The following is a 25,975-nucleotide window of genomic DNA, read 5'->3' as shown; positions in this document are numbered from 1 at the left end:
TATTCCTGTAGTTTTAGGACTGTGGACTAAAATTACTAACGTAGATGTCTAACATTGACTACTTTTGGGTAGCTTTGTCCAGGTTTTTACGAGCGGTAGACTCGCACCAAATATTCAAACCAGCCCTCCGAGTCCATCATCCCCGACCGCTTTTGAATAGCGCCAGCCGCTGCAAGTTCTGGTTGAGTTCGATCGTTCTCTAACACGTTACAAATTGTTCCAAAACGCTACATTTCTACAAATCATAAAGCAAACTTCAGGCTTATGCTTAACATTAACCCACTAGAGTAATACCAATTTTTTATGAAGCTGCATAGAATCCGATCCCCCCTAGCCCCCCTTAATAAGGGGGGGACAAGATTCCGCTCAAAGTCCCCCTTCTTAAGGGGGATTTAGGGGGATCAAGATATGTGCAACTTCACATTAAATTGGTATAACAACGCCCTAGTAAGAGCGCCCCACAACAAAACTCAACTGTTTTCACACCAAAAACCATGATAGAAAAAATTTTAGTAGCCGTCGCCGGTCGCGGCTTGTGCGAAGAGATGTTTAATATGTTGATGGACATCCCTTCCTTGCAACAAAGCTCTGTCACCGTTTTGCACGTCGTGCCGCAGCAAGTAACTTCCGATGGCATGGCCGACAAGTTGGAAGAAGGAGGGAAGATTTTAGCACAAGCAGTGCAGTCTTTGAAAATAGATCCCAGCAAAGTCAATCCGCGGCTGAAACAGGGAGACCCGAAAACCACAGTTTGCCAAGTCGCAGAAGAAGAACAATCCGACTTAGTGATTATGGGTTCGCGGGGATTTGGACGGCTGCAATCGATTTTGGAAAACTCAGTCAGTCAGTACGTTTTCCAGCTAACATCGAGACCGATGTTGTTAGTAAAAGACGACATCTACGTCAAAAAAATTAGGCGCGTCATGGTGGCGCTCGACAAGTCAGAATCTGCCAAACAGTCATTGCAGCTTGCGCTATCTTTGGTTAAAGAAGTGAGTGGCGGGCAGATAATTCTAGTACACGTCACCAAAGATTTGACGGGAAAATACACCGAAGATGTGACAGCAAATGCTGAAAAAGACCCCGTATTGGCTGAGGGAGTAGCACTGGCGAAACAAATGGGAGTTAGCTACCGTTGCGTGAGTGCTACAGGTAAGCCCGGTGAAGCAATTTGTCAGATTGCAGAGGAAGTGAATGCAGATTTGTTGGTCATCGGTTCCCCGGATCGGCGGCCAAACGTTGCTAAAAATTTCCTGGATCTCGATCGACTCCTAGGAAATTCCCTATCAGATTACGTGCGAGTCTACGCCAACTGTCCCGTCTTGCTAGCCCGGACGATCGTCAGCTAAACTCTCAATACTAATAGTTAACAAAAAAGCGCCCCAGCAAAAAACTGTTGGCGCTTTTTTTACAACTAGCTTTCACCAGAAATAAATAGCAGCAGTTGCTACTCTTTTCCGCCTTGACGGCTAGCGGTTTGAATGTACAGAATGATTAGAAAAACACTGGGAACCAATACAAACAGAATGGTTGCCACAAACCCTAAATCGTTAACTTCCATGAAGACCCCCGCCTGTATCGGAAAATAGGAAAATACACACCACTAGGATATCACTCAAAGGCAAAAGGGAAACTGGAATGGAGCAGAAGGTAGCACCAGACAGTTGAATAGGTAAAAAATCCACATTCAAAATCCAAGAATTTTTATTTCCTAATGCCCCATGCCCCATGCCCCATGCCCCATGCCCCATGCCCCATGCCCCATGCCCCATCCCCCATCCCTCCGCTTCACTTCGCCCACCGGCAGTTAAGGCTTAGTCTTGACGCTCACCGGGCCGTTGACCATAGTTTGACAAGCCAACCGATAGTTTTCGGGCTTTTTCTTGAGCTTGCGGTTCTCAAAGTCAGTGCGTGGCGACAGATTTTCACTACCCTCAACAATTTCCACAATGCAGGTGCCACATTGACCGATGCCCCCGCAATTCATCATCTTTCCCGAAAACGTGTATAAGTCGATGCGGTTTTCTAGAGCTTTGAATCTCAAATTGGCTCCGTCTGCTGCGATGACTTCCTGATTTTCCTTCACAAACTTGATATTAGCCATTGCCGATCCTTTAACGCAGTTGACATAGAACTCTATTACAAAATATTAACTAATGTGTCGGTTATTAAGAATATTTAGGGCGCAGAAAGTAGAAATTGGTCGTGGGGCAACTCAAAATGCAAAAATCAGGAGCCAGATTTTTGCATTGGTGATTTTGACATGACGCTCGGCGTGCGGGGTCAGAAACTCGGTTTATTCCTAGATTTCACGCCGCCAAACGAATATTTTGCCCAGAAACCGGATTTCTGGGTTTTAGTTTTGAGTTGCCAAATACACGATGCCCAATGCCGTTGGCGGTAAAAGGTCGATCGCCCGAACGAACCCAATCCAACCCAACCCAACCCAACCTCAAGGAGCATCCGAGAGGTTATTAGTGGGAAGATTGCTCACAGCGCGCTGGAGAGACGAAAGCCCCAGGTTGTAGTTGACAATTGCCGACAATCGGTTTCTCTCAGCCCTAGTCAAATCCGTTTCCGCCTGAATCACATCCGTCTGAGTGCCGACGCCAGCTTGAAACCGGAGTCTGGCCAGACGCAAAGCTTCCCTCGACTGCAAAACTCCGGCTTCAGAAGTTTCGATATTCTCAAAACTCGACTCCAAACCAAAATAAGCTTGTTCAACTTCTCGGCGCACCTGGTTGCGGATTTGGTCAAATCGACTTTCGGCGATCGAGATATCGGCATCCCGCTGTTTCACCCTCGCCTTCACCGCGCCCCCGTCGAAGAAATTCCAAGTCAAATTGGCTTGTACCGCATACCCACTCGCCCAGCCGCGAGTTGAAAACGGTCTTGTATCGTCAGTAGTTAGCCCTTGAAAGTTGTAGGAACCAGTGACATTAACTTGAGGTAGCCCCCCCGCCCGAATCGATCGCCTCTGTTGCTGGCTGATATTCCTCTGTACTAACTGCTGTTCCAACTCAGGGCGATTCTTAAAAGCCTGCACGATACTCTCTTCCAAAGACAGCCTCCAGGAGCCAGCTTGCTCCACCGGGTCAGCCGCCGTCAAGTTCGCCGACTGACTGATATTCAAAATCTCAGCCAGCCGCCGCTGGGCCACCCGCTGATCGCGACGGGCCACGGACAGTTGCTGCACTTCGTTGGCCACATTTGACTGAGCCTGCAACACAGCAAAGCGGGTTCCCACCCCGGCGCGTTCCAAAGCTTCCGCATCCCGCAAACTTTGCTGGGCATTTCTCACCGAAGCTTGGCGGATAGCAACTTGTCCGTCGGAGTTTTGCAGGTTGTAGTAAGCCTCAGCAGTGTCGAAGCGGAGTTGCTCGGCTTGGCGTTCCAAATCCAGTTCCCGAAAGCGCAACTGTTCCCTAGCCGCGCGGATATTAGCGTTGCGGCGGCCGAAAATGTCTAGATCGTAGCTCAACTGTAAAGTGTTGTTGAGACCGATGGTGCCGAAATTTTGAAACTCGGGAGAATTGGTCGGAAGTTGGCGGCTGACGGGTAAATTTGCATTCTGGCGAAGTCGAGTCTGCACTCCAATCTGTCCGCTGGCGCTGACTTGGCGGGTTGCGGCCATTTGAAAAGTCAGATCTGGAAATAAAGCAGCCTGCTGTTCGCGCACGCCCGATCGATTTTGTTCGACTTGTTTCTGGGCGATTTGCAAAACTTGACTGTTGCGGCGGGCCAGATCGATCGCCTGCTGCAAAGTAATTGACTGAATTTCCTCGATTCTGACATCCTCGGGCTTTGTCGGAAACTGTAGCGGATTCGGGTTAGGTTCCAGGGAAGCCGGAGGCTTGGTTTCTAAAATGCCCTTCGGGGTGAGAGGCGGGAAAGTTTCATTCGGAGTGCCGCGGGGAACTGGTGCTGGTAAATTCGGCACCGGAACATTGTTGGGGTTGCTCGGGACAGGTTTCTGCCGATTGTTTGCCGGTGCTGGTTTTGGAGACTGCGCCAAATACTCCTGCTGCTGGGTTGATGGGGCAGCCGGAGCAGCCTGTTGGGGCTTTGATGCTTGGTCTGACTCGGTTGGGAGAGTTGCTGCCGTAGCTTCCCCAGGTTCCTGAGACTCCGAGGTTGGTGGGTTTTGGGCGATCGACTGTTGTGGATCTTCTGATGTTGGTTCTGAGGATGTGTTGGAGGTCGATCGAATATTCTGCGCTAATTCGATCGGATTGCTAAGGGGGGAACCGTCCTGAGATTGAGCCGGAGGCTGTGCTGAAGCACTCTGTCCGGCGTTGCTGAAAGTAATTGCAGCGCCCACTCCGACCACCACGATTTGACGAAAAACACGCATAATTTTTTAATTACTTTGCAATTCTAGAGACAATTTTAGATCAAGATTGAAGTCTCAAGTTTCTAGTTTGTGACCTGAACTCGACAGTTACAAGTCATAATTACCGTACTCGTGTTGCTTGTGAAGGCTTGATTCAAAATTTACAATTGAACTTCAGCAGTTGCCAGACCGATCGCCCCCGAGATTAGTTCCTCTACGCCACTTACCGGCCAAATCCGGGTTTTCAGCGATTTTTCGAGCTGTTCTACCGTCATGTCGTCAAGAAAACGAGGTTCCCCCTGTTTTAGCATAACCGAGGGCAGGAGGATACCATCTCCCAAGTCTTTTCCCTGCAAAGCTTCGAGTAAATCTTGCCCGGTGAGCAAACCCGTAACAGTGATAGTTTGTCCCCAGTAGCGGCTGGACAGTGCCACCATGTTGACAGACAAGCCGGGAATTTGGTTTAGTTGTTGTGCGATCGGCAAAAAAGCCTTTTCAACAGCATTTCCCACCACCCAAACCAACCGGCGCGGCCCAATAACTGGCAGCGGTTGCAGCTTAGCAAAAGCCGTTTCAAACTGCCCAATAAACTGCCGAATCGAACCCACACCATTACCAATTTGGGGATAATCTTCATAATCCGCCGCCGACGGCAAATCCAAACCCGCGATTAAAAACCACTCATCAGCCAGCCAAATACAGCGCGATTTTGAATTTCCCCTTACCACAGGGAAGTTTAAATCTTCTAAATCTTCTAACTCTTCTCCCCCCCTTAGTAAGGGGGGGCTGGGGGGGGTGAATTTTGAACTTTTTTTATTAGCCTTTTTACCGCCTTTCCCTTGACTCAAAACAGCTTGAATTTTCTGCACTTGCGCGATAACTTCCCGCGCTTTTTCGGCAGTTACAGCAATCAATTCATCTTCAGCAGGACGAAAGCGAGTCAAACCCACCGGCACCACAGCCACCGACGCTACAGCCGGGATATTTCCAGTATGAAACTTTGCCAAATCCAACAAAGTGCGTTCCAAATGTTCGCCATCATTAATCCCCGGACAAACCACAACTTGAGCGTGAATTTGCAAGCGGCGCTCTTGAAACCATTTAACTTGTTCTAAAATCTTCCCAGCCCGAAAATTTTTCAACAAGCGAATTCGCACATCCGGTTCCGTAGCGTGCACGGAAACATAAAGAGGAGAAAGTCGCATTTGTTCGATTCGGTTCCATTCTTTTTCAGTCAGATTGGTGAGAGTCAGATAGCTGCCATAAAGAAAGCTGAGGCGGTAGTCATCATCCTTGAGATATAAAGTTTCGCGCTTTCCCGGAGGCTGCTGGTCGATAAAGCAAAAAGGACAGCGGTTGTTGCACTGAATTAATCCGTCGAAGAGGGCGGTTTCAAATTCCACACCCAAGTCTTCGTCATACTCTTTTTCTATTTCCAACTTGTGAGTTTTGCCTTTAGCATCTAAAACTTCTAGTTCCAGAAATTCATCGGCGCACAGGAATTGATAGTCGATCAAGTCGCGGGGTTTTTGGCCGTTGATGGCGACGATGGAGTCTCCGGCATCAAATCCCATTTCCGCGCAGATGCTGTCGGGGATAACTTTGGTAATTAGGGCTGGTCTGGTTGATAATTCGCTCATAAGTTCGCGATGATTTTTTATATTTAATAAATTATTTTTGACAATTTTTGGGAGATTAGGACTTACGCACGGGTGGCGATCGACAACCTGGTTTTTATCCAAATACTTGCTTGAGGCCCTCTATCTCGGTTGAGAACCCGGTTTCTTTGTTTGGAGTGGGTCGATAACTATAGCGGTTCTCAGAAAGATGAGGTATGTTGTTGGGCTTGGGCCCTCTTAGTTGAACTGGTTATACAAGCTGTCAGTCATACCTCATCTTTTTGAGAAAGGCTATATATATTTGAATGTGTAAATATTATTATCACAATTAGCGTCCTTTGTCAACTTTGTTGCCCAGCATCGAGCGTAGTAATTTGTTAGACTTTATATTTTTTTGAGAGTTACGATACCGCTGTCTACAATCTGAATTGTTAGCTCGTAGCCATCCATCAATGACATACCAATAAGTGGATCTGAATCAGCTTCATCAATTGGTATAGTAACTGGCTGACTATCCCAGAGAATAGTTGCTTCATAGATATCAAATATACTCTCACTGCCGTCAGCTAGTATTGCCCGTCCTCGTCTCTGCCAAGGCAATCCTAAAATAACAACCAAATCTGGTGGTAGAGATAGCCAGCCATTAAAACCCGTATCTACAACAGCATCTCGCTCGTATAGTTCACCGTTATTGCTGTAGATGGATATGCGAAGAATTGGTTCATAATCGCCGTTAACTACTCCTGTAATCATTTGGCTTTTTGGATGCGACCGGCACCAAAACGACGCACATAGGTTGAACCAACGCGCACGATCCATATCTGAGCAGTGGGGTACTTTGTTCGGAGTCGGCTACAGGCAACTATCTCGTTACTATCGATCTCCCATGCAGATGTCTCAATATCGATCGCCACAATTTTACCTTTGTTACTCGGCTCAACTTGCGATCGCACTATGCGATCGTATATCTCATCGCCAAGTCGTGCAAACTCTTGCTTGCTATAACGGGGTTTCAGAATAGTCATCGCAGTTCTCTGTGGTTGTCAACTTAATTATACACTTTTAACTTTCAGACGATGTTTACATTTACCAAATCAACTGAATTAGCTTTAATATAATGCTTAATGTTGGGCAACAGCATAAAGCATTATATTTTTTCCATACACTGCCCTGCAATTTGCACGCGAAAAGTTATTCCCGATCGCATTGGCTGCCATCCGAGTTGCATCGCTTGCCGTATCCATTGTGCTACATCAGAGGGTGTTACTGGTATTACTTTGTTGGATCGAAGACAATCTTGAGGGTGAGGTCGATCGGTAATAATAACTAATACCGAACCAGAATTTTCAGCGTGTTCGACAGCAACATGAAGCTTTCCGCAACCGTAGTCTGCTTGCATATTACTAGCTTGTCTGCGGATGAGCCAGATGAAAGGCTCCCCGTCAACAAGGATTTTTCTTGTTCCTTTTTTCGGTATTGACATAGTTTGCTTCAAGCTGGCTTACTTGCGTGATTAAAACGAAAAAACTCAAGCATCTGTTTCTTCAGGAGTTGTGCTGAACCCTTTGATAATTTGACGAATCTCCTCTATCTCAATGTCTTCGCGCTCTGATTTTGAGTAAATGTCCAGTAAAACAATCAGCGTGGTTGATGAAATCCAGTAAATTAGGCGATAACCACCACTCTTACCTTTTTGAGTATCGCTGTTTCTAATCCGCACCTTCATAACTGGGAAGCCAATGTCAGGGATTCTATCTCCCAGAAATTCTCCAACTTGTAATTGTTCAAGCACAGGTTGAATATTGGTTGGAATTTGGCGGTATTTCTTGGCGAGGTTTTTCAGTTTTCGCTGAAATTCAGGTGTGAGACGAATCTCAACAAGGGGAGAATTAGTCAACGTCGATTCCCTCCCACAGTTGAGAAAGGGGTAAGGTTTGTCCGGTTATTGCTTGCTCCCAAGATTGGCGAAAGCTGAGACGTGAAAAATCTGTATCTTCCTCTGTTGTTGCAGCTTGAGTTTCCAGAGAATGGGTGCGTTGAATAATATCGGATAGTGTTTTAAGTAGTTCAAGTTGTTCTGTCAATGACAGTGACTGAGCAAGATCGATCGCTTGTTGAAGTTGTGAAGTCATAGTAAATCCTCCTTGTTTTATTTTACATTAATTTCCCACGATCGCATACCACAAACTCACCATCAAACACAAACTCGCTAAATGCTGAGGCATCAAAGATTTAATCGATCGCTTGGCAATTTTCTGAGTCACAAATATCGTCACCAACAATGACACAATTAAAGTTAGACCTTGCAAGAAACTAATCACCGCCGGATCTCCCACAAAACTCGGCAAATCATCTCTAATTTGTCCGAAAGTCCCAAAAGTTACGGGAATCACTCGCCCGCCTTCCTGCAAACCCAATCGCCAATAGTGAGCCAAACTACCGCCCCAAACTAGAGGTAGATATCCGTAGGCGAGACAGACAAATGAAAGGGGTTTAGTAATTTTAAATGGGATAGTTTCTGCTTTTCCCAATCGATAAATTGCTTGCATGACTGCATAGGCAAATAACGGAATCATCGGCGGGATAATTAACACCGCGATTGACATTCCTAAATGTGGTAAAAATTGTTCTAAATTGATGCCCAGCCCCAACAAAATATTTATCTCCGGCAAGCGGTGGATATAAATTCCGCCTAATAATAGAAATAATAGTGCAACTTCATAACCGTGGGGAACGTGGGTTGTCCACAATTCAATTCCGGGAGGGCGCAGATTTAATTCTACCGATCGATGCGGACAAGCTTTTAAGCAAGTCATGCACAAGACGCAATCTTTATTATCGGTTAATTGGGCGGGATGGGAATAAACCGGACATCCATTCGTAGTTAATCCTTCCCCAAAACCTTTGCCTCCTTTATAGCAATGGTAGGTGCTGCATTCCGCCGCGCAGGTTCCTTGTTGGGCGCGCAGTTCGATAATTGAGAGTTTAGCAAATAATCCATTCATGCCGCCGATCGGGCATAAATAACGGCACCAAAACCGCCTCTCGAATATCAGCGAAAAAATTACTGCGCCCGCCGTAATTAGCAATAACAAACAACTGGATAAATAGGCGGTATTTTCTAAATTCCACAACTCTTCCCACAGAAATATCAAAGTAAACATTCCGAAGAGAAACCATCCGCCCCATTTTTCGGCTAATTGGCGCGGCCATTTATTGAGAGTTCGTGGGAAAATTTTCAGCGATAGTTTCTGGACGATTTCTCCATAAATCATAAAAGGGCAAAAAGCACACCACAATCTCCCGATGATGGGGAATAATAATAAAATTAACGGCCACCACCAAGCCCAAAAGATATTTAGGGCAAAATTATGCTGTCGATCTTGGGGAGCAACAAACAGGATAGTTACCACTAATGCAAATACCCAAGTGGTAAACCAATAATTCACGCGATCGGGATACCAATCGCTCCGTAAAAATTGCCGAAATTTGGGATATATCTTGAATAAATTGAGTCTAAATTTTTGTTGCTTTGCCGCCTGCGCCCAAAAGACTTCTTCTGTTAATACCTGACTTCCTTGTGCTTGAACTAAAGCGCGATCGACCATTCCCTGCAATTCCTGCAAGTTTCCCGGAAAATCGTAGGCTTGCAAGCGGCGAATTGCTTCCGGCGTGACTTGGGGCTTGACTAATTTCTTTTGGCGACAAAAGATGTTGAGATAATAGTTGACTTGTGCTTCTAAATCTTCTTTACGCACCCGCAATGACGGTACTTTAATCTTGTGTTGCGTTAGCTTATCTAGCTGGGGTTGGACGATTTCTGAGATTAAAATTATTCGGGCATTGCTAGAACGCGGTGGCCGCGGTATTTGTCCTTCTCTGACAACTGGTGTATAGGTTCCCTGGCTTAATAGTTGCTGAATTTGGGGGCTTAATTGAGCGGGTAATTCTTGAACGTCATTTAAAATTAACGTCCCTTCTCCCAACCATTCCAACAACCCTGGCTTACCGCCCAAACGCCCGAATAATTCTGCTCCATTGCTCTGAAGCAAGGCACTTTTGATCTGAATAATTGGCTCGTTGCGGCGACTTGAACCGAAATGAATTAAAGCGGCTAAATTATCTTTTTCTAAACCGGGTTCGCCAGAGATTAATACCGATCGCGCGTCACTCGATGCAGTGCGAATTTGTTGCCGCAATTTTACCGCATAACGGCTATTCCCAATGACTCCCCGTTTCGCCTGCGGTACTAGATAGCTGCGGAGGGCATTTTGACGCTCTTTTTCGTAGGCGATTTCTGCTTCTAACTGCTCTAATTTCGCAGCCAAACGTTGGGCGTAGGCTTCGACAATCTGCGGATATCTTTCTAGTAAATTGCGCCAGCGATCGGCACTAATGACCCAAAATTGACATTCTGTACGAGTAATAATTCTACTATCCGCAGCTTGCGATCGCTGGAGTGCCGATAAATTGACGATCGCCCCCGGTAACAAACTACTCCCCCACATTAAACCCGGTTGTTTGCGGCGGTAGCGATCGGCTTGTCCTCTTTCTAGGATGTAGAGATTGGTGACTGGTGTATCTTCGATTACCACTCGAAATCCCGGGGGAAAAGTTGACATGGACATTTCCAGCGCGATCGCCTGTAAGATATCGCGGGATAATATGCCTAATTCCGTGTTCTCTTCGAGCCAGTTAACTAATGTTTCGGTAGACATCGCTTAGCGCCGGCGAAAGCCGAATCGTGGTAGTTGGTGTAGGATATATCATTGTGCTACATCAATCAATATTAACTGCTGGAACTAGCCTTTTGAGTTTTAGTGTGGTGTGAATTTTTTCTCTTCAGTATAGGCGATCGACACTCCCAGTTCTAATATATTTTTTCTACGCATCCTCGGGCAATCTGCACGTGAAAACGTTTCCCCAGTCGCTGAGGTTGCCATCCTAAAACGATCTCGCAAACTCCACTTGCGGCAGCAATATTTTAATAATTCGCCAATGTTCATCAGCATCATTTCGGTGGCGAAAACGGGAAAAAATCAAGCGTTGCAATTTCGGTCAAAGTCGGTAAATCATCCACCGGTAAAGCTGTTGTTTGTAGTTGTCTCTAAGTTATACTGAGGATTGCAGTCATTTACTGTAGAGTTTGAATAAATGCAGGGCAAATTTTTTCGCAAGCCAGAATCAGATAACAGCGATCGCGTCCCCCCGGGTCAATACCTCGCCAACGGCTTTCCCGTTCTGACTTACGGCGATACACCCTCCGTCAGCATTGAGACTTGGGAATTTAAAGTCTGGGGATTGGCAAAACCAAAAACCTTCACTTGGTCTGACTTCCAGGCCATGCCCCAAAGTAACTTTACTGCGGATTTTCACTGCGTCACCCGCTGGTCAAAACTAGACGTGCAGTGGACGGGAGTCAAAGTCACGGATTTTATGAACAGCATAGAAGTCGATCCTAAAGCCCTCCACGTCCTGGAACACTGCTACGGCGACTACACTACTAATATTGCGATCGCCGACTTCCTCCGAGAAGAAAACTTTTTCGCCCACACCGTCTTCGGCGAACCGCTATCCCCCGATCACGGCGGCCCGATGCGGTTGGTAGTTCCGCACCTCTACGCCTGGAAAAGCGCGAAATGGATTAACGGCCTGGAGTTTACAGAAACCGAACAACTCGGTTTTTGGGAACGCAACGGCTACCACCGCAGGGGCGAACCTTGGGCTGAGGAACGCTACAGCGGTCTTTTTTGATGCGATCTGATGATCTATCGCGAATAGGGCTTGCCAAGCGCATCTATATATGGTATTTTCTGATGGAAATCTGCTTTTTGGCAATTTTCAAAGCAGAAAGCCCCTCTCGATCGCATCTTTGGGATCCATCACGGTGCGGGCTCTGTGTTGTTCAACCACAAGACCTAAACCAAACGATCGCACTTTGTAAGTAATTTACCCGAGCGATCGACTACTTTAATTCCCATACGCGAGTCGGAAACAACAAATATTCCTAGTTTCTGGATTAATAGAAAACTTTTATAACTGTTAGATTCCCAGACAGTGACCATGCCCAAAAACAGGTACCGTCCCACGTGCACGAGCGTCAGGGTACAAGCCAAAATTTTCTACCCGAGTTCAATCTCCCAGATTCAATCGTGCAACTAAATCTAAAATCTAAAATCTAAAATAGACTGACAGTGTTTGTACCTAAGTGTTGGCTGTTAAAGATTTAGACTTGGAAGAAAATTAAAAATTAGGATAAACTCACCGAAATCTATGTTGGGGGTTAGCGCTCGCATGACCGCGAGTGCAAGGTTTATAGCCCTAATTTTTATAATTTTTGGTGTGTATTTTTAGGGAGCGATCGCCCGCTTACCGATTGGCTCGACAGCATTTATAAAGATATTGTAAAGGCTTGATAAAGAGTTGGTCAAAATTCACATAAAGTGAAAAAAACAAACACAAACTATCAGATAATGAAATTATTAATTAATTATTGCAACACAAGGAATCAGGCCATGAATACCAAACTCTTATCTGCCCTAACAGCTACCGCAGCCGCCACCGCTTTGTTAGGGGCAGGATCTCCAGCCCAAGCCTTCTCCTTTGGTACCAACGGTATCACCTTCGCCAAAAATACAGATGTCATGTTTAACTTCAAAGAGTCTCACGGTGGCTACACTTCCTCTTTGGGAATTTACAGCGTGAAGGACTCGGTGACATCTCTAGTTAGCACGCTGTTTTCGGAAACTAAATCCTCTGACAATGGCGACCAGAACGAATGGAAAGGATCTTTGGGCAATACAGTCTTGGGTTCGGGAACAGCAGTATTCACATTCCTGGCAAATCAAGTTTACACTTTGGGACTCAACAGCGGCGATGGCGGCACTGTCTACTCGACCTCGGCATTGAACGCTGGCACCCAACAAGCCGTGTTTGGCGGATCCTCCTTGTGGACAGCGCTCGGCAGAGAAACAACAAACGCTTTCCAAGCTGCTGGAAGCTATACAAATGGAACAGCTTCTCTGTCTAACGGAGGCACTCTGATCTCCTTTGACGATCGCGGTGGCGGTAACGACGCAGACTTCCAAGACTTCACCGTCAGCGCAGAAGCAGTTCCCGAACCGATTACCATGACTGGTTTGGCTCTCGGTTTGGGCGGCTTGGTTGCAGCCCGCCGCCGCCGCGCTAGCAAGACAGTTTGATAATTTTTTGAAACGGAACGATCTGTTCAATTACGTTTGACAAAAAAAGCATAAAATTTTCAGGCGCGCTGATGGGAAATCGGCTCGCCTTTTGCTTGATTTAAGAAGTCATTAGTCAGTAGTCATCAGGAATAAGGAAGAAAGAAGAAGGAAGAGGGAAGAGGATGTTTCGCAGGGAGAATCTCTGTTTTGCATTTGTAGTGCTGTCCCCACTCGCTTGCTTAGGATCGCAAATTAAATAACTTACAATTTTAATTGTTATTGTGGGATGGGCGTCCCGCCCGTCCAAAAAGCACGGGCGGGACGCCCATCCCACAAACTTGTGGAAGTTATTTAATTCTCATTCCTTATAAAACAATACGGTTGACTTAAGAACAATCTGACTTTCAAGAAATGCCTGTATTGCCTAGAAAATCCTGAGATGACATTCGTCAAAAAGCGTTAAGTCAACCGTATTGGCTTATAAAATACGCGATCGGGGACAGCACTAGAATAAAAAATGCTTTTTGCAAAAATTGAGATGCTCCCATCTCCCCATCTCCCCCTTTCCCTCTCTCCCCCTCTCCCACTCTCCCACTCTGGCAGTAGCTTAGGAATGAGAATTAAATAACTTACAATCTTTATTATTCTTGTGGAATGGGCGTCCCGCCCGTCCTTTCTGGACGGGCGGGACGCCCATTCCACAAACTTGTGTAAATTATTTAATTTGCGATCCTTAATTATGCGTCGCTAGCTGAATTTGACGCAGAGTTGTTCGAGGAGCGTAAGTCATACAACTTTACCGGTACGGGTTGAGGAATTTTAATCTCCGCTCGATCGCACGCGGCTAGAATCGCCACCACAGCCCTGGTTTTTGTCCGTCGCACCTGTGAAAAGTTCCGGCAGCGTCCAATAACGGACAATCAGATGCAAAGAACCATCGTTAAGACCTGAAATATCTACTTCTGGGGTTGGTTGCGAAAAAACACCTTCGACTTCGGAAATAGCTTTGACCAAGGTTTCAATTGCCAAGGAAGGTTCGGTATCGTAGTCCAAAATTAAAGGCAAGTCAGTTCGCCTGTGCGGCATGGCTGTGAGTACCCGCACTGAATTGGTAAAGACGATCGCATTCGGCACAATCACTCGCTCTCCCTGATAAGTCATAATTTGAGTCGATCGCATCGAAATCTCTTCGACTGTACCTTCAAAGCCTTCTACAACTATCTGGTCGCCTAATTGAAACGGTTCGTGCAGCAGCATTAATATTCCCGCTAAAAAGTTTTTGAAGATGTCTTGGAAGGCAAAACTAACAGCTACTGAACCCAATCCTAACAAACCGATGATGTCTCCGGGACGCAAAGCCGGGAAAGCAATGACGCAGGCGATCGAACTGCCAGCCGCCCAAGTGAGGGCAAAGGCTATCTGCACCAAGAGCGATCGCAAGGATAAACTTTTGACAGTCTGTTGAGTAGCTGCCGAGACTGCGAGGCTAACAAACTTTGCTGCCGTGTTCGTCAGCACAATAACTACCACAGCCGCTGCTATTGAAGGCATTGCCTCGATCGCTTGACCCAGCAGATTTAACAAGCTAGTTTGGATTTGTTGAATTATGGCGCCCATTGTTAAATTTGAACTAAAAATTTTTAGGTAAATATATCGATCGCTGGCTAATTTATTATTTTGCCTGACCCTCGTTTATGCTATATTCAACAGACAATGATATCCGAGATGTCATATGTACTGCTGAGTTCATTCCCCGGAAAAACAGAAAGATGAATTTTGATTTGCAGCAACTGATTAAAACCTTCGGCTATTTGGGAATTTGGGCTATTGTGTTCGCAGAATCCGGATTGCTGTTCGGTTTTTTTCTGCCGGGAGACAGCTTGCTATTTGCTGCTGGAATTGTGGCGTCGGGGCCAAACTCTATGAATATTTGGACGCTAATTTTTGGGTGTTTTGTCTGCGCGGTGGCTGGCGATAATGTGGGCTATGCAACTGGACACCGCTGGGGCCGTCGCTTATTTAACAAGGAAGATTCCTGGCTGTTTAAGAAAGAATATTTAGATAAAACCGAAAACTTCTACGAAAAACACGGCCAAAAAGCAGTTGTACTGGCGAGATTTATGCCAATTGTCCGCACTTTTGCACCGATAGTGGCGGGAGTGGCGGCAATGAAATACAAAACTTTTATGTTTTACAACCTGATCGGCGGGTTTGTGTGGACGGTGGGGCTGACTCTACTCGGTTATTTTTTGGGAAAGATGATTCCTCCGGACAAAGTTGACCAATATTTACTGCCGATTGTTGGTGTAATAATTGTACTTTCTTTTGTGCCTTCAGTTATTCATATAATTCAAGAACGCCGCGCTAACAAAAAAGATTGATGGCGAGGAGTGCGAGACTGGTGTGTGTCAAAAAGGTCGATCGGGCACAATATCTATAAATCGGGGAACTTGCAGCGACCTAGGTTAATCTGGTACAACTAACAAAGTTGAATGATTTCTGGGAAATAACATAAATGGTAGCTACATCCGTCAAAATTAAACACGAAGTCAAAGACTTATCCCTCGCCCCGTTGGGCAAGCAACGTATCGAGTGGGCCGGCCGCGAAATGCCGGTATTGCGTCAAATTCAAGAACGCTTCGCTAAAGAAAAGCCCTTCGCAGGCATCCGTATTTCAGCTTGCTGCCATGTCACCACAGAAACAGCTCATTTGGCGATCGCGCTGAAAATGGGCGGTGCAGACGCTGTACTCATCGCTAGCAACCCCTTGAGCACCCAAGATGACGTAGCAGCTTGCCTAGTTGAAGACTACGGCATTTCCGTCTTCGCCCTGAGAGGAGAAGACGCGGCTACCTACGAACGTCACGTTAACACAGCCCTAGATCACCGTCCAAACATCATCATCGATGACGGCAGCGACGTGGTAGCAGCCCTGATCCAGCACCGCCCCAACCAAATTGCCGACTTGATCGGAACTACCGAAGAAACCACCACAGGCATTGTACGTCTGCGGGCGATGTTGAAAGATGGCGTGCTGACTTTCCCAGCCATGAACGTTAACGACGCCGACACCAAGCACTTCTTCGACAACCGTTACGGCACCGGTCAATCCACTCTAGACGGCATTATCCGCGCTACCAACATCTTGTTAGCCGGTAAAAATATTGTAGTTGCAGGCTACGGTTGGTGCGGCAAAGGCACGGCACAACGGGCTCGCGGCATGGGCGCTAACGTAATTGTCACCGAAATCGATCCGATTCGGGCGATCGAAGCAGTGATGGACGGTTTCCGCGTGATGCCAATGGACGAAGCAGCCACCGTCGGAGACATTTTCATCACCGTCACCGGCAACAAACACGTCATTCGTGCCGAACATTTCGACACCATGAAAGACGGCGCAATGGTTTGCAATTCCGGTCACTTCGACATCGAAATTGACCTCAAATCCCTCGGTGCAAAAAGCACTGGCGTGAAGACAGTACGTTCTTTCACTCAAGAATACCGTCTCAATAACGGCAAGTCGATTATTGTCTTGGGCGAAGGCCGTTTGATCAACCTAGCCGCCGCCGAAGGACACCCTAGCGCCGTGATGGATATGAGCTTTGCCAACCAAGCTTTAGCCGCCGAACATCTTGTCACAAACAAAGGCAAACTAGAGCCAGGTATTCACTCAATCCCTGTGGAAGTTGACAGAGAAATCGCGCGTCTCAAATTGGAAGCAATGGGTATTTACATTGATACCTTGACTCCCGATCAAATTGAGTACACCAACTCCTGGACTTCGGGCACTTAATCATAGTATTGAGTTGTAGCGGCAATCCCATTGCTGGCAAGTTAATGTTAAACCGATAGTCTTTCTTGTTTGTGTCGAAGTCTAGATCCCCCCTAACCCCCCTTAATAAGGGGGGAACCGGAATCTTCTCAAAGTCCCCCTTCTTAAGGGGGATTTAGGGGGATCTAGACTCAGGTAAAAACGACATTTCTCAGGGCTTTCAGTCTTAAGTTGTCACCAATGGGCAGAGCCTAGGAACGAGCAAACTACTGACTAATGACTACTGACTACTGACTACCTATTACCAATTATTAAATCAAAATGGTTGAATGGATAACTAACACAATGCAGTCGATGGGCTATCTCGGCATTGCACTGTTGATGTTCTTAGAAAATTTGTTCCCGCCGATCCCCTCAGAATTGATCATGCCGCTGGCAGGATTCACCGCATCGAAGGGCGATATGGACTTAACCCTGGCGATCGCAGCAGGGACAATCGGCACCATTCTCGGAGCACTTCCCTGGTACTATGCCGGCAAATTATTGAGCGAAGAACGCTTGAGAAATTTAGCAGACAAATATGGCAAATGGATTACAGTATCCGGTGCAGATATTGACAAATCAAATAGATGGTTTAACAGACACGGCAACAAAGCCGTATTTTTGTGTCGCCTGGTACCGGGAGTTCGCACTCTGATTTCCCTGCCCGCCGGCATCAACAATATGGCTTTAATCCCGTTTTTAGTCTACTCAACAATCGGCACAATTTTGTGGGTGAGTTTCCTCACTTTTGCCGGATATAAATTAGGTGAAAATTATGCACTTGTAGATGATTACCTCGCTCCCGTTTCCAAAATAGTTGCCGTGACTATTGTCATCGGCTTTATTTTGTGGGTTGTGAAAAAGAATATGCAGAAGGAAAAATATCGCAAATAAAGACATCATCAAAAGAATCTGCGTTTATCTGCGTTCATCTGCTTTGCTGTGCGGTAAAAAATAAAGTCATCCAAATTTTTGGCAATTATTTAGAAAAATTTGAGGTTTAGACAGATAATCGTGGCAAAATAAGGAGAATTGCTATCCGCACTGTTAAGATATGTACGAAAAGATTGTAGCCCCCACAACTGGTTCTAAAATTACATTCAAAGACGGTTCGCCGATCGTCCCCAACGACCCAATTATCCCCTTCATACGCGGTGACGGTACGGGCGTAGACCTCTGGCCAGCATCCCAGAAAGTCATGGATACTGCCGTAGAAAAGGCTTACGGAGGCCAGCGGAAAATCAACTGGTTCAAGATTTACGTAGGCGACGAAGCCTGCGATGTCTACGGTACTTACCAGTATTTACCCCAAGATTCCCTAGATGCCATCAAAGAGTACGGCGTCGCCATCAAAGGCCCGCTGACAACCCCAGTAGGTGGCGGAATTCGATCGCTCAACGTAGCATTGCGCCAAATATTTGACCTCTACGCCTGCGTGCGGCCCTGCAAATATTACGATGGCACCCCATCGCTGCACAAAACTCCCGAACTGCTAGATGTAATTATTTACCGGGAAAATACAGAAGATATATACCTGGGAATTGAATGGAAACAAGGCAGCGAAATCGGTAACAAACTAATTGAATACCTCAACAATGAGTTAATTCCTGCAACGCCAGAACACGGCAAAAAACAAATACGCCTCGATTCTGCGATCGGCATTAAACCAATTAGCAAAAGTGGTTCTCAGCGTTTAGTGCGGCGGGCAATTACCCACGCTTTGCGGTTGCCAAAAGATAAGCAGCAAGTAACCTTGGTGCACAAAGGCAACATCATGAAATACACCGAAGGAGGTTTCCGAGATTGGGGTTACGAGTTGGCAACCACCGAATTTCGTGCTGATTGCGTAACAGAAAGAGAGTCCTGGATTCTCGGCAACAAAGAGCACAATTCCGAGATTAGCTTAGAAGAAAATGCCCGCCAAATAGATCCGGGCTACGATGCTTTGACTCCGGAAAAACAAGCAGTAATTTGTAAAGAAGTTGCCGATGTTCTGTCCGCAATTTGGGAAAGTCACGGTAGCGGAAAGTGGAAAGAAAAAATCATGGTCAATGACCGGATTGCTGACAGTATTTTCCAACAAATTCAAACTCGACCAGCCGAATATTCAATTTTGGCAACCATGAATTTAAACGGCGATTATTTGTCAGATGCTGCCGCAGCAATTGTCGGCGGATTGGGCATGGGCCCCGGTGCGAATATTGGTGATGAATGTGCTGTTTTTGAGGCGACTCACGGTACTGCACCGAAACACGCCGGTCTCGATCGAGTTAATCCCGGTTCCCTGATTTTGTCGGGGGTGATGATGTTAGAATATATGGGATGGCAGGAAGCCGCAGATTTGATTAAGAAGGGTTTGGGCGCGGCAATTTCTAACGGTGAAGTTACCTACGATTTGGCAAGGTTAATGGAACCGCCTGTACCTGAGTTAAAGTGTTCGGAGTTTGCTGAAGCGATTATTAAGCACTTTGCTGATTAGGTTTGAGGGATTTTTTTGAACGGGCTAGAAGCCCGTTCCACAAAGAAAGAGTGAAGTTGATTGTGGGGTGGGCTTCTAGCCCGCCCAAAACCAGAATATTTGATTGTGGGGTGGGCTTCTAGCCCGCCCAAAACCAGAATATTTGATTGTGGGGTGGGCTTCTAGCCCGCCCAAAACCAGAATATTTGATTGTGGGGCGTTGCTCCTAGCCCGCTACAAAAAGTGCTATTTTTGTATAGCTGGAACAGCCATACCGCGCTCAACGGCGGGACGCTTCTGCAAGTTTTCTACCCAACGTTTGAGGTGGGGATGGTTGTCGAGGGTTAATCCTTGAAATTCGTAAATAGCCACCCACGGATAAGTCGCGATATCCGCGATCGAATATTCGCCGCAAATGTATTCGTATTTTGCTAGTTGAGAATCTAATACTCCGTAGAGGCGCAAGGTTTCTTTTTCGTAGCGTTGAATTGCATAGGGAATTTGTTCGGGTGCAAAACGTCTGAAGTGGTTTAGTTGTCCGAACATTGGCCCGACGCTGGCCATTTGAAACATCAGCCACTCCATGACTTGAAAGTATTTGTGTTTGTCTGTGGGCAGAAATTGGCCTGCTTTTTCGGCTAGATAGATCAGGATGGCGCCTGACTCGAAGACTGTAATGCTGTTATCGCGATCGACTATAGCGGGTATTTTGCTGTTGGGGTTGATGGCGATGAATTCCGGGCTAAATTGGTCGTTTTTGCTGATGTCTATGACGTGCACGTTGTAGGGTAAACCTATTTCTTCGAGCATGATCGAGACTTTGCGGCCGTTCGGTGTGGTAAAAGTGTAGAGGTCGATCATAATTGACAGTTGATAGTTGACAGTTGACAGTTGAGGACAAGGTTTTTAAGACTGGAATTTATACCCTGTTCTAAAAACTTGGGGAATCCTGGGAACCCGGATGGGAAACCCTATTTTTTGGTATGATTATATTATAGTGATTTAAGGCGTATGATTAATAATAATGAATATTCTGGAAATTCTTAAAGATGACTACCGCAGATTTCCTGAAAATCAGACTTACAGCATTTATGCAAAAGATGTTTATTTTGAAGACCCAGTAAATCGATTTACTGGAGTCGATCGCTACCGAAAAATGATCGGGTTTATGGGAACTTTTTTTCAACAGATTAAACTCGACTTGCACGATATTTCTCAGTCTGGAGATACTGTACAAACTCGCTGGACTCTGAGTTGGATCGCGCCTCTACCTTGGAAACCGAAAATGGCAATTAGCGGTAGAAGCGAACTGAAGGTTAACGGCGACGGTTTAATCGTTTCCCACATCGATTACTGGAACTGTTCGCGGTTGGATGTGCTGAAACAACTGGTATTTGCGATCGACAAATAACCGCCTGTAAGTAGCCTGTAGGGTGTGCACTGCGAGCGGGTTGAGCTTGTAGGGCGCTCTTTTGGAGGACTGAAGTCCTCACTACAAACTTTCTGCCTGCGATCGGGGTTTTTAACGGATATTCGAGGTTTGAAGTAAGTTTTTTGGTTGAAAACCGCGTTTTGGGCGATCGGGCTATTGACCTTAGCCGATATTTGTGCTACAAATATACTACACAGTAGATCGAGTTAAATATATTTAAACAAAAATGCCCTACGAAAAATTAGAAATATCCACCCCAAAACCAGTATTATCCTGGGCAAATCACGCCCTGGGCGACAAAGAGACCAAGATGGCAACCAATGTAGCATCTTTGCCCTTTGTATTCAAACACGTCGCATTAATGCCCGACGTACATTTAGGAAAAGGAGCTTTAGTCGGTTCAGTAATTGCCACAAAAGAAGCAATTATTCCTGCTGCTGTGGGCGTGGATATTGGTTGCGGGATGATGGCCGTAAAAATGCCATTCAGCGCCAACAAATTAGAAGGCAAACTCAAACAAATTCGCCTCGATATCGAAGCAGCAATTCCCGTCGGATTTGCAGAAAATAAAGAAGTCGAAAAATCTGTCACCAACTGGCAAAGATGGGGCGATTTCAAGGAACTGCATCAAGGAGTCCAGCACCAAGATAATAAAGCTTTAAAACAGTTAGGTTCCCTCGGCGGCGGCAATCATTTTATTGAGGTTTGCGTTGACACCGAAAACTCGGTTTGGCTGATGCTGCACTCTGGTTCGCGCGGTATCGGCAATCTGCTAGCCCAACACCACATCGACACTGCCAAAGACTTAGCTAAACTCGCAGAAATTAGTTTGGCTGACAAAGATTTAGCTTATTTTGTAGCGGGTACGCCGGAGTTTGCTGCTTATTGGCACGATTTGCAGTGGGCACAGGATTATGCGAGTTTTAATCGCGATATCATGATGAATCGGTTTAAGAAAATTGTGGAAAAGCATCTCGCGGGTGGCAAAGTTACGAAGCCGCTGTTGCAGGTGAATTGCCACCACAATTATGCGGAAAAAGAGGTGCATTTTGGGGAAGATGTGTATGTGACTCGCAAAGGTGCTGTGCGCGCGCAAGTTGACGATTTGGGGATTATTCCAGGTTCGATGGGGGCGAAATCTTTTATTGTGAAGGGCAAAGGTAATGTGGAAAGTTACTGTTCTTGTTCTCACGGTGCGGGGCGATTGATGTCTCGCAGTAAGGCGAAGAATGTATTCACTCTCGATGATTTTGTGCGGCAAACTGAGGGGGTTGAGTGTCGAAAAAATGAGGAATTTTTAGATGAAATTCCGGGGGCTTATAAGCCGATTGAGGAGGTGATGAGTCAGCAGTCGGATTTGGTGGAAGTTGTGGCGACTCTGAAGCAGGTGGTTTGCGTCAAGGGGTGATGGGGGAAGTGGGGAGAGATTTTCAGCCTATTTTAGGGTTGAAGTTTTGCGATCGTCTCCTCTTTCTTCCATGCTACAATATTGCTCAACTGCAACAATTTAAATATTTTTAGCAATTTGAACAAAAAGAATTAACTTATGAAAATTATTTCACTCCAATTAAAAAATCATTTTTTGGGTTGGGATTTTGATGAAATTAAATTTTCATCCAATTTAACTCTTTTAGTTGGCATATCAGGTGCAGGCAAAACCCAAATCTTGCGTGGAATTATCGATTTAAAACGTATAGCCAATGGAAAAGCTATCAATGGATTGGAATGGAAAATCATATTTTCTACTGTAAACGGCACTGAATTTATTTGGGAAGGTGGTTTTGATACTGTTGAAACCAATGAACTAAATTTTGACGATCCTGAAAAAGAAAACCCAGATGAAAATGAAAAACCATCATTTATTTATGAAAAACTGATTTCAAAAAATGAGGTATTATTTGAGCGGAATAAAGAGGATATAAAATTCAAAAATAGCCAAATACCAAAGCTTTCTTCACATCAATCAATGATGTATTTATTAAAAGAAGAAACTGTTATAAAAGAAGCTTTTGATGCTCTAAATAAAATAGAATATCGCGACCATACAATCAACGGTCTGCGTCTTAGAAGCTCAAAGCAATCTTTGCACTCGATTAAAAACAAATATCAAACCTTAGAGAGCATAGTAAATAGCGATGAGGATATTAGAACTAAGCTATATCTGATTTATGAAAATAAGTTAGATATTTTTGAAGCAATTAAGTCAAGATTCATTGATGTTTTTCAACAAATCGAAGATGTCAGAGTTGAGCCTTTTAAAACAGACGACTTGTTCAAAGGATTTGCTGATATATTTGTCCCTGTTATTTCTATCAAAGAGAAATCTGTGCCTAAATGGATTAGGGAAGATAGGATGTCTTCGGGTATGTTACGTACAATTATTCATCTTGGCGAAATTTTTCTCTCAAATGAAGGTTCGGTAATATTGATTGATGAATTTGAGAATAGCTTAGGAATTAATTGTATTGATATATTAACTGATGACCTGATTCATGAAAATAAAACCTTGCAATTTATTGCCACAAGTCATCATCCTTATATTATCAATAATATTCCCTATGAATATTGGAAAATTGTTACCCGACAAGGCGGACACATTAAAACCTGTAATGCCTCGGATTATCATCTAGGTAAATCTAAACAAGACGCATTTATTCAGTTAAACAAAATTCTCGAAAAACAATCGTAGTATGAATTTGTATTTTGTATTTGAAGGAAAGACAGAACCGATTGTTTATAAAAAGTGGTTATCTGTGCTGCTTCCAGAGTTGACGGAAGTGGATAGTTTTGATGCGGTAATTCAGAATAATTATTATTACGAAAGTGATATGGGCGTTCCCAGTTGCTATAGAGTTACTGCTAATGCTATCCAAGAAATAAACCTATTTCCTCAATATAATTACTTGGTTGTATTCACAGACGCAGATCGTTTTACAGTTTCGGAGAAACAAGCGGAAGCTGATGAGCAAATTAAGTCGGAATTAAAAGATAAACCTTTTCAATCTCTACCGGTAAATTGTCAACTCGAAGTTATTGTGCAGAAAGTTTGTCTGGAAACTTGGTTTTTAGGAAATCGAAAATTTTTTGTGAGAAATCCACAACATAATGAAATTTTGAAGCAATATATTAAATATTTTGATGTCAGTCAAGATAATCCTGAAGATTTAGCGAGTGAATTTGTTCAAGATGGGGAAAATACAAAGGATATTTTTGGATATAAAACAAAAGCTCTGTTTCATGAAGGTTATCTTAGAGAAATTTTTAAAGAACGTAGTTTGGCTTCAAAAACGCATTTATCTTATAGTAAACCTAGACCGAGAGAAGTGCAAGAAGAATATTATCTTAAACAACTGATGGCAAGAGTTGAGGCAAATTCAGATCATTTACTGAATTTTCAAGATTTTATAAGTTTTTGTTTAAAAATCAAGGAGCAATTAAATAAATAATACATGATCTCTTTATATTTTAGCCGTTTCGATGTGAGTATTTAATTATTATAGTGGGCTTTTATCCACTTAAGTATTGCCCCAATTAAGTTCTATTTTTTGGCTGTTTGTTGGCGTCAGGGTGTCATGCGTTCGACGCGGTTTCGTTTCTGGTGGCAAATGATGGCGATCGCTCTGATTAAACCTCGTCTATTCTACGATTACATGACTGTTTTAGGCCTAGGCGAACATTTCTTTAATTACCGTCATGAAGTGAAAGCGCAACTGCTGCAACAGCTAGAAACCATCGATCGCCCAAAACAGCAAAAAGTGCTGGAACCAGTTTCAATTGTTTAAATCGGTTTCGCCCTTGAGATCGTGTTCGATTTAGCGATCGTCAGATCTCGATCGAGGCGGGGCGGGTTGACAAGATTTCGGATTTGTGCTGGATATCTTGGCGAACCCGCCCTACAAAATCGTGGTATCGATCGAACGCTATTTTATTCCCAATATGTCTCCCAATCATTTTTAAACGCTTGTTGCAGTTTTTTCATGTAAGCCATAGTTTTAATCTTGACCATCCAGATACTGTTAGCCTTATCCTTTCCTTTACAAACAACTCCTTCGGCTACACCGTATTTTCCTTGACGGACTTCATCGATAAATTTGCCTGTCAACTTTCCGCGATACACAACTCTGGCAATGTTTACTAAACTGAAATCTCGAAGGAATTGCTCTGGATCGACAATACCTCGATCGCCCTGCACGTCTAACAGCACCAAATTTTTGGGTTCCTCCTGTTTGTGCATTCCTGCAAATGAGCTAGCACCAAAAAACTCTGTAAATACCGTGATTTCTGGGCTGTGATATTCTGGGTTCGCCTGAAATACAACTTCCAGAGATTTCGCGAAGTCTCTGACGAAAATCTGCGGCGCTTCCTCCAAACCCGGATGTGCAGCGTTAAATTCTGCAATTCCCCGATCGTCTAAATCAAATCTGTCGCGACGTGTTCCAAACGCATACCAGCCCAGTTGCTGTTCCCAAACCCAATGCAGATTAGTGCCATCGTACTTTTCAAAGGCTGTGCACTTATCTAATGGAGCGTTTTTGCTGTCGGGAATTTTGGGATAGGCAAGTTGGATTTTTGTCACTTTCTTGACTTGCTTTTGATGCTGAATTTAAGATCGTAGTTTATATTATCTTCGGTTAGTTAAGCGCGATCGAGGTTTTGGTAGTGAGGAATGCGAGTTTTTGGATTTATGCGGACTGAAGTCCTCACTACAAACCTATTTTTTGGTTATTGAACCGGGGATTGTAATTTTCCCAAGCTATCTCCTAACAGGCCATCTGCTGCCACTCTCTTTCTAGCAAGCGCAGTAATCTTTCATCGCCTTTAGCTGCGGCTACTTGTTTCCGCCGATCGAGAATACTGCAAATATGCACCCGGTGAACTTGCGCCAAATCCGCAGCAGTTGGTGCAGATTCAACCGCCGCGCAAGCTGCGCCAACTGTTGTGACCTGCTGCTGGGCTTGAAAATCTCGCTTTGTGGTAGAGTTGATACCGCCGTATTTTTTGGGGACAGCTAGGTGTCTCGGATACCGATAGTTCCAGTCTTGACCCCGATATTTGCCCGCGACTTCCCCTTCGATCATATCCACTGTCGGAATGTCGTACTCGTAGTTGGCACCGCGATAAGTGAGTTTCATATT

Annotated in this window: 27 protein-coding genes; 12 read left to right on the top strand and 15 right to left on the bottom strand. The window is 44.9% G+C overall.

From position 1 onward, the window contains the following. Positions 1 to 494 precede the first annotated feature (494 nt). Positions 495 to 1,349 (top strand): universal stress protein, encoded by an 855-nt coding sequence (locus tag JGK14_RS23400; RefSeq protein WP_293183883.1) that lies wholly within the window; start codon positions 495 to 497, stop codon positions 1,347 to 1,349. Positions 1,350 to 1,447: 98 nt separating this feature from the next. Here the strand turns inward: JGK14_RS23400 and psbM are convergent, their stop codons facing one another. From psbM to JGK14_RS23345, 11 genes are all read right to left on the bottom strand, one after another. Beyond that, positions 1,448 to 1,561: a photosystem II reaction center protein PsbM gene (psbM, locus tag JGK14_RS23395; RefSeq protein WP_193970859.1), complete on the bottom strand. Its 114-nt coding sequence runs from the start codon at positions 1,559 to 1,561 to the stop codon at positions 1,448 to 1,450. A gap of 246 nt (positions 1,562 to 1,807) precedes the next feature. Continuing rightward, positions 1,808 to 2,104 (bottom strand): 2Fe-2S iron-sulfur cluster-binding protein, encoded by a 297-nt coding sequence (locus JGK14_RS23390; protein ID WP_293151570.1) that lies wholly within the window; start codon positions 2,102 to 2,104, stop codon positions 1,808 to 1,810. Between the two features lie 205 nt (positions 2,105 to 2,309). Next, the gene (locus JGK14_RS23385; RefSeq protein WP_293203105.1) at positions 2,310 to 2,435 is read right to left on the bottom strand and encodes a hypothetical protein; all 126 of its coding nucleotides are present in this window, start codon (positions 2,433 to 2,435) and stop codon (positions 2,310 to 2,312) included. A 17-nt stretch (positions 2,436 to 2,452) separates the two neighbouring features. Further along, positions 2,453 to 4,354 (bottom strand): TolC family protein, encoded by a 1,902-nt coding sequence (locus JGK14_RS23380; RefSeq protein WP_293206685.1) that lies wholly within the window; start codon positions 4,352 to 4,354, stop codon positions 2,453 to 2,455. 140 nt (positions 4,355 to 4,494) lie between these two features. Beyond that, positions 4,495 to 5,973 carry a DUF512 domain-containing protein gene (locus JGK14_RS23375; RefSeq protein ID WP_293197927.1) on the bottom strand — a complete coding sequence of 493 codons (1,479 nt, stop codon included), beginning with the start codon at positions 5,971 to 5,973 and terminating at the stop codon, positions 4,495 to 4,497. Between the two features lie 363 nt (positions 5,974 to 6,336). Then, the gene (locus tag JGK14_RS23370; protein ID WP_293183893.1) at positions 6,337 to 6,705 is read right to left on the bottom strand and encodes a clan AA aspartic protease; all 369 of its coding nucleotides are present in this window, start codon (positions 6,703 to 6,705) and stop codon (positions 6,337 to 6,339) included. After that, positions 6,702 to 6,977, bottom strand: a complete 276-nt coding sequence (locus JGK14_RS23365; RefSeq protein ID WP_293183895.1) for a hypothetical protein — start codon at positions 6,975 to 6,977, stop codon at positions 6,702 to 6,704. Before JGK14_RS23365 ends, JGK14_RS23370 begins: the two co-directional genes overlap by 4 nt. Before the next feature lie 122 nt (positions 6,978 to 7,099). Beyond that, positions 7,100 to 7,435, bottom strand: a complete 336-nt coding sequence (locus JGK14_RS23360; RefSeq protein ID WP_293183897.1) for a hypothetical protein — start codon at positions 7,433 to 7,435, stop codon at positions 7,100 to 7,102. 45 nt (positions 7,436 to 7,480) lie between these two features. Continuing rightward, positions 7,481 to 7,849, bottom strand: coding sequence for a type II toxin-antitoxin system RelE family toxin (locus JGK14_RS23355; protein WP_293183899.1), 369 nt, complete (start codon positions 7,847 to 7,849; stop codon positions 7,481 to 7,483). Further along, positions 7,842 to 8,084 carry a hypothetical protein gene (locus JGK14_RS23350; RefSeq protein WP_293183901.1) on the bottom strand — a complete coding sequence of 81 codons (243 nt, stop codon included), beginning with the start codon at positions 8,082 to 8,084 and terminating at the stop codon, positions 7,842 to 7,844. The genes JGK14_RS23355 and JGK14_RS23350 overlap by 8 nt, the downstream gene beginning before the upstream one ends. A gap of 27 nt (positions 8,085 to 8,111) precedes the next feature. Further along, positions 8,112 to 10,670, bottom strand: coding sequence for a sigma 54-interacting transcriptional regulator (locus tag JGK14_RS23345; protein ID WP_325315541.1), 2,559 nt, complete (start codon positions 10,668 to 10,670; stop codon positions 8,112 to 8,114). A gap of 436 nt (positions 10,671 to 11,106) precedes the next feature. On the opposite strand from JGK14_RS23345, the gene JGK14_RS23340 reads away from it, so the two are divergent. Both JGK14_RS23340 and JGK14_RS23335 read left to right on the top strand, forming a co-directional pair. Further along, positions 11,107 to 11,706 carry a sulfite oxidase-like oxidoreductase gene (locus tag JGK14_RS23340; protein ID WP_293190608.1) on the top strand — a complete coding sequence of 200 codons (600 nt, stop codon included), beginning with the start codon at positions 11,107 to 11,109 and terminating at the stop codon, positions 11,704 to 11,706. A 761-nt stretch (positions 11,707 to 12,467) separates the two neighbouring features. Continuing rightward, positions 12,468 to 13,154, top strand: coding sequence for a PEP-CTERM sorting domain-containing protein (locus tag JGK14_RS23335; protein WP_325315540.1), 687 nt, complete (start codon positions 12,468 to 12,470; stop codon positions 13,152 to 13,154). Between the two features lie 801 nt (positions 13,155 to 13,955). Here the strand turns inward: JGK14_RS23335 and JGK14_RS23330 are convergent. After that, positions 13,956 to 14,753, bottom strand: a complete 798-nt coding sequence (locus tag JGK14_RS23330) for a mechanosensitive ion channel family protein (RefSeq protein WP_293183911.1) — start codon at positions 14,751 to 14,753, stop codon at positions 13,956 to 13,958. Positions 14,754 to 14,830: 77 nt separating this feature from the next. Here JGK14_RS23330 and JGK14_RS23325 point away from each other — a divergent pair, with 77 nt between their 5' ends. The 4 genes from JGK14_RS23325 to JGK14_RS23310 all read left to right on the top strand — a co-directional run bounded on the left by JGK14_RS23325 (position 14,831) and on the right by JGK14_RS23310 (position 19,429). Then, positions 14,831 to 15,517 carry a DedA family protein gene (locus JGK14_RS23325; protein ID WP_293183914.1) on the top strand — a complete coding sequence of 229 codons (687 nt, stop codon included), beginning with the start codon at positions 14,831 to 14,833 and terminating at the stop codon, positions 15,515 to 15,517. 134 nt (positions 15,518 to 15,651) lie between these two features. Beyond that, entirely contained in the window at positions 15,652 to 16,929 is a 1,278-nt protein-coding gene (gene ahcY, locus JGK14_RS23320) for an adenosylhomocysteinase (protein ID WP_293206694.1), read from the top strand. A gap of 300 nt (positions 16,930 to 17,229) precedes the next feature. After that, positions 17,230 to 17,844, top strand: a complete 615-nt coding sequence (locus JGK14_RS23315) for a DedA family protein (RefSeq protein WP_293183920.1) — start codon at positions 17,230 to 17,232, stop codon at positions 17,842 to 17,844. A 160-nt stretch (positions 17,845 to 18,004) separates the two neighbouring features. After that, positions 18,005 to 19,429, top strand: a complete 1,425-nt coding sequence (locus tag JGK14_RS23310; protein ID WP_293183923.1) for an NADP-dependent isocitrate dehydrogenase — start codon at positions 18,005 to 18,007, stop codon at positions 19,427 to 19,429. Positions 19,430 to 19,654: 225 nt separating this feature from the next. On the opposite strand, the gene JGK14_RS23305 is transcribed toward JGK14_RS23310, so the two are convergent. Next, on the bottom strand, positions 19,655 to 20,269 hold the full coding sequence (locus JGK14_RS23305; protein WP_293190605.1) for a glutathione S-transferase N-terminal domain-containing protein: 615 nt from the start codon (positions 20,267 to 20,269) through the stop codon (positions 19,655 to 19,657). 163 nt (positions 20,270 to 20,432) lie between these two features. On the opposite strand from JGK14_RS23305, the gene JGK14_RS23300 reads away from it, so the two are divergent. The 5 genes from JGK14_RS23300 (at position 20,433) to JGK14_RS23280 (ending at position 24,622) form a co-directional block, all read left to right on the top strand. Beyond that, positions 20,433 to 20,819 carry a DUF2358 domain-containing protein gene (locus JGK14_RS23300; RefSeq protein WP_325315539.1) on the top strand — a complete coding sequence of 129 codons (387 nt, stop codon included), beginning with the start codon at positions 20,433 to 20,435 and terminating at the stop codon, positions 20,817 to 20,819. Positions 20,820 to 21,066: 247 nt separating this feature from the next. After that, positions 21,067 to 22,248 (top strand): RtcB family protein, encoded by a 1,182-nt coding sequence (locus JGK14_RS23295; protein ID WP_293197933.1) that lies wholly within the window; start codon positions 21,067 to 21,069, stop codon positions 22,246 to 22,248. Positions 22,249 to 22,386: 138 nt separating this feature from the next. Continuing rightward, positions 22,387 to 23,529 carry an AAA family ATPase gene (locus JGK14_RS23290; RefSeq protein ID WP_325315538.1) on the top strand — a complete coding sequence of 381 codons (1,143 nt, stop codon included), beginning with the start codon at positions 22,387 to 22,389 and terminating at the stop codon, positions 23,527 to 23,529. Position 23,530: 1 nt separating this feature from the next. Beyond that, positions 23,531 to 24,286: a hypothetical protein gene (locus JGK14_RS23285; RefSeq protein WP_293277358.1), complete on the top strand. Its 756-nt coding sequence runs from the start codon at positions 23,531 to 23,533 to the stop codon at positions 24,284 to 24,286. Between the two features lie 99 nt (positions 24,287 to 24,385). Further along, complete coding sequence (locus JGK14_RS23280) at positions 24,386 to 24,622, top strand: DUF4070 domain-containing protein (protein WP_293183936.1); 237 nt, start codon at positions 24,386 to 24,388, stop codon at positions 24,620 to 24,622. Positions 24,623 to 24,765: 143 nt separating this feature from the next. On the opposite strand, the gene JGK14_RS23275 is transcribed toward JGK14_RS23280, so the two are convergent. Next, positions 24,766 to 25,416 carry an RNA ligase family protein gene (locus JGK14_RS23275; RefSeq protein ID WP_293183938.1) on the bottom strand — a complete coding sequence of 217 codons (651 nt, stop codon included), beginning with the start codon at positions 25,414 to 25,416 and terminating at the stop codon, positions 24,766 to 24,768. 184 nt (positions 25,417 to 25,600) lie between these two features. After that, on the bottom strand, positions 25,601 to 25,972 hold the full coding sequence (locus JGK14_RS23270; protein ID WP_293277359.1) for a DUF4278 domain-containing protein: 372 nt from the start codon (positions 25,970 to 25,972) through the stop codon (positions 25,601 to 25,603). Positions 25,973 to 25,975 lie beyond the last annotated feature (3 nt).

Origin of the sequence: Microcoleus sp. PH2017_28_MFU_U_A, assembly GCF_020738035.1 — a bacterium.
Classification (GTDB): Bacteria; Cyanobacteriota; Cyanobacteriia; order Cyanobacteriales; family Microcoleaceae; genus Microcoleus.
Note: the sequence above shows the minus strand (reverse complement) of the source record. Positions and strands in the feature narration are given on the sequence as shown.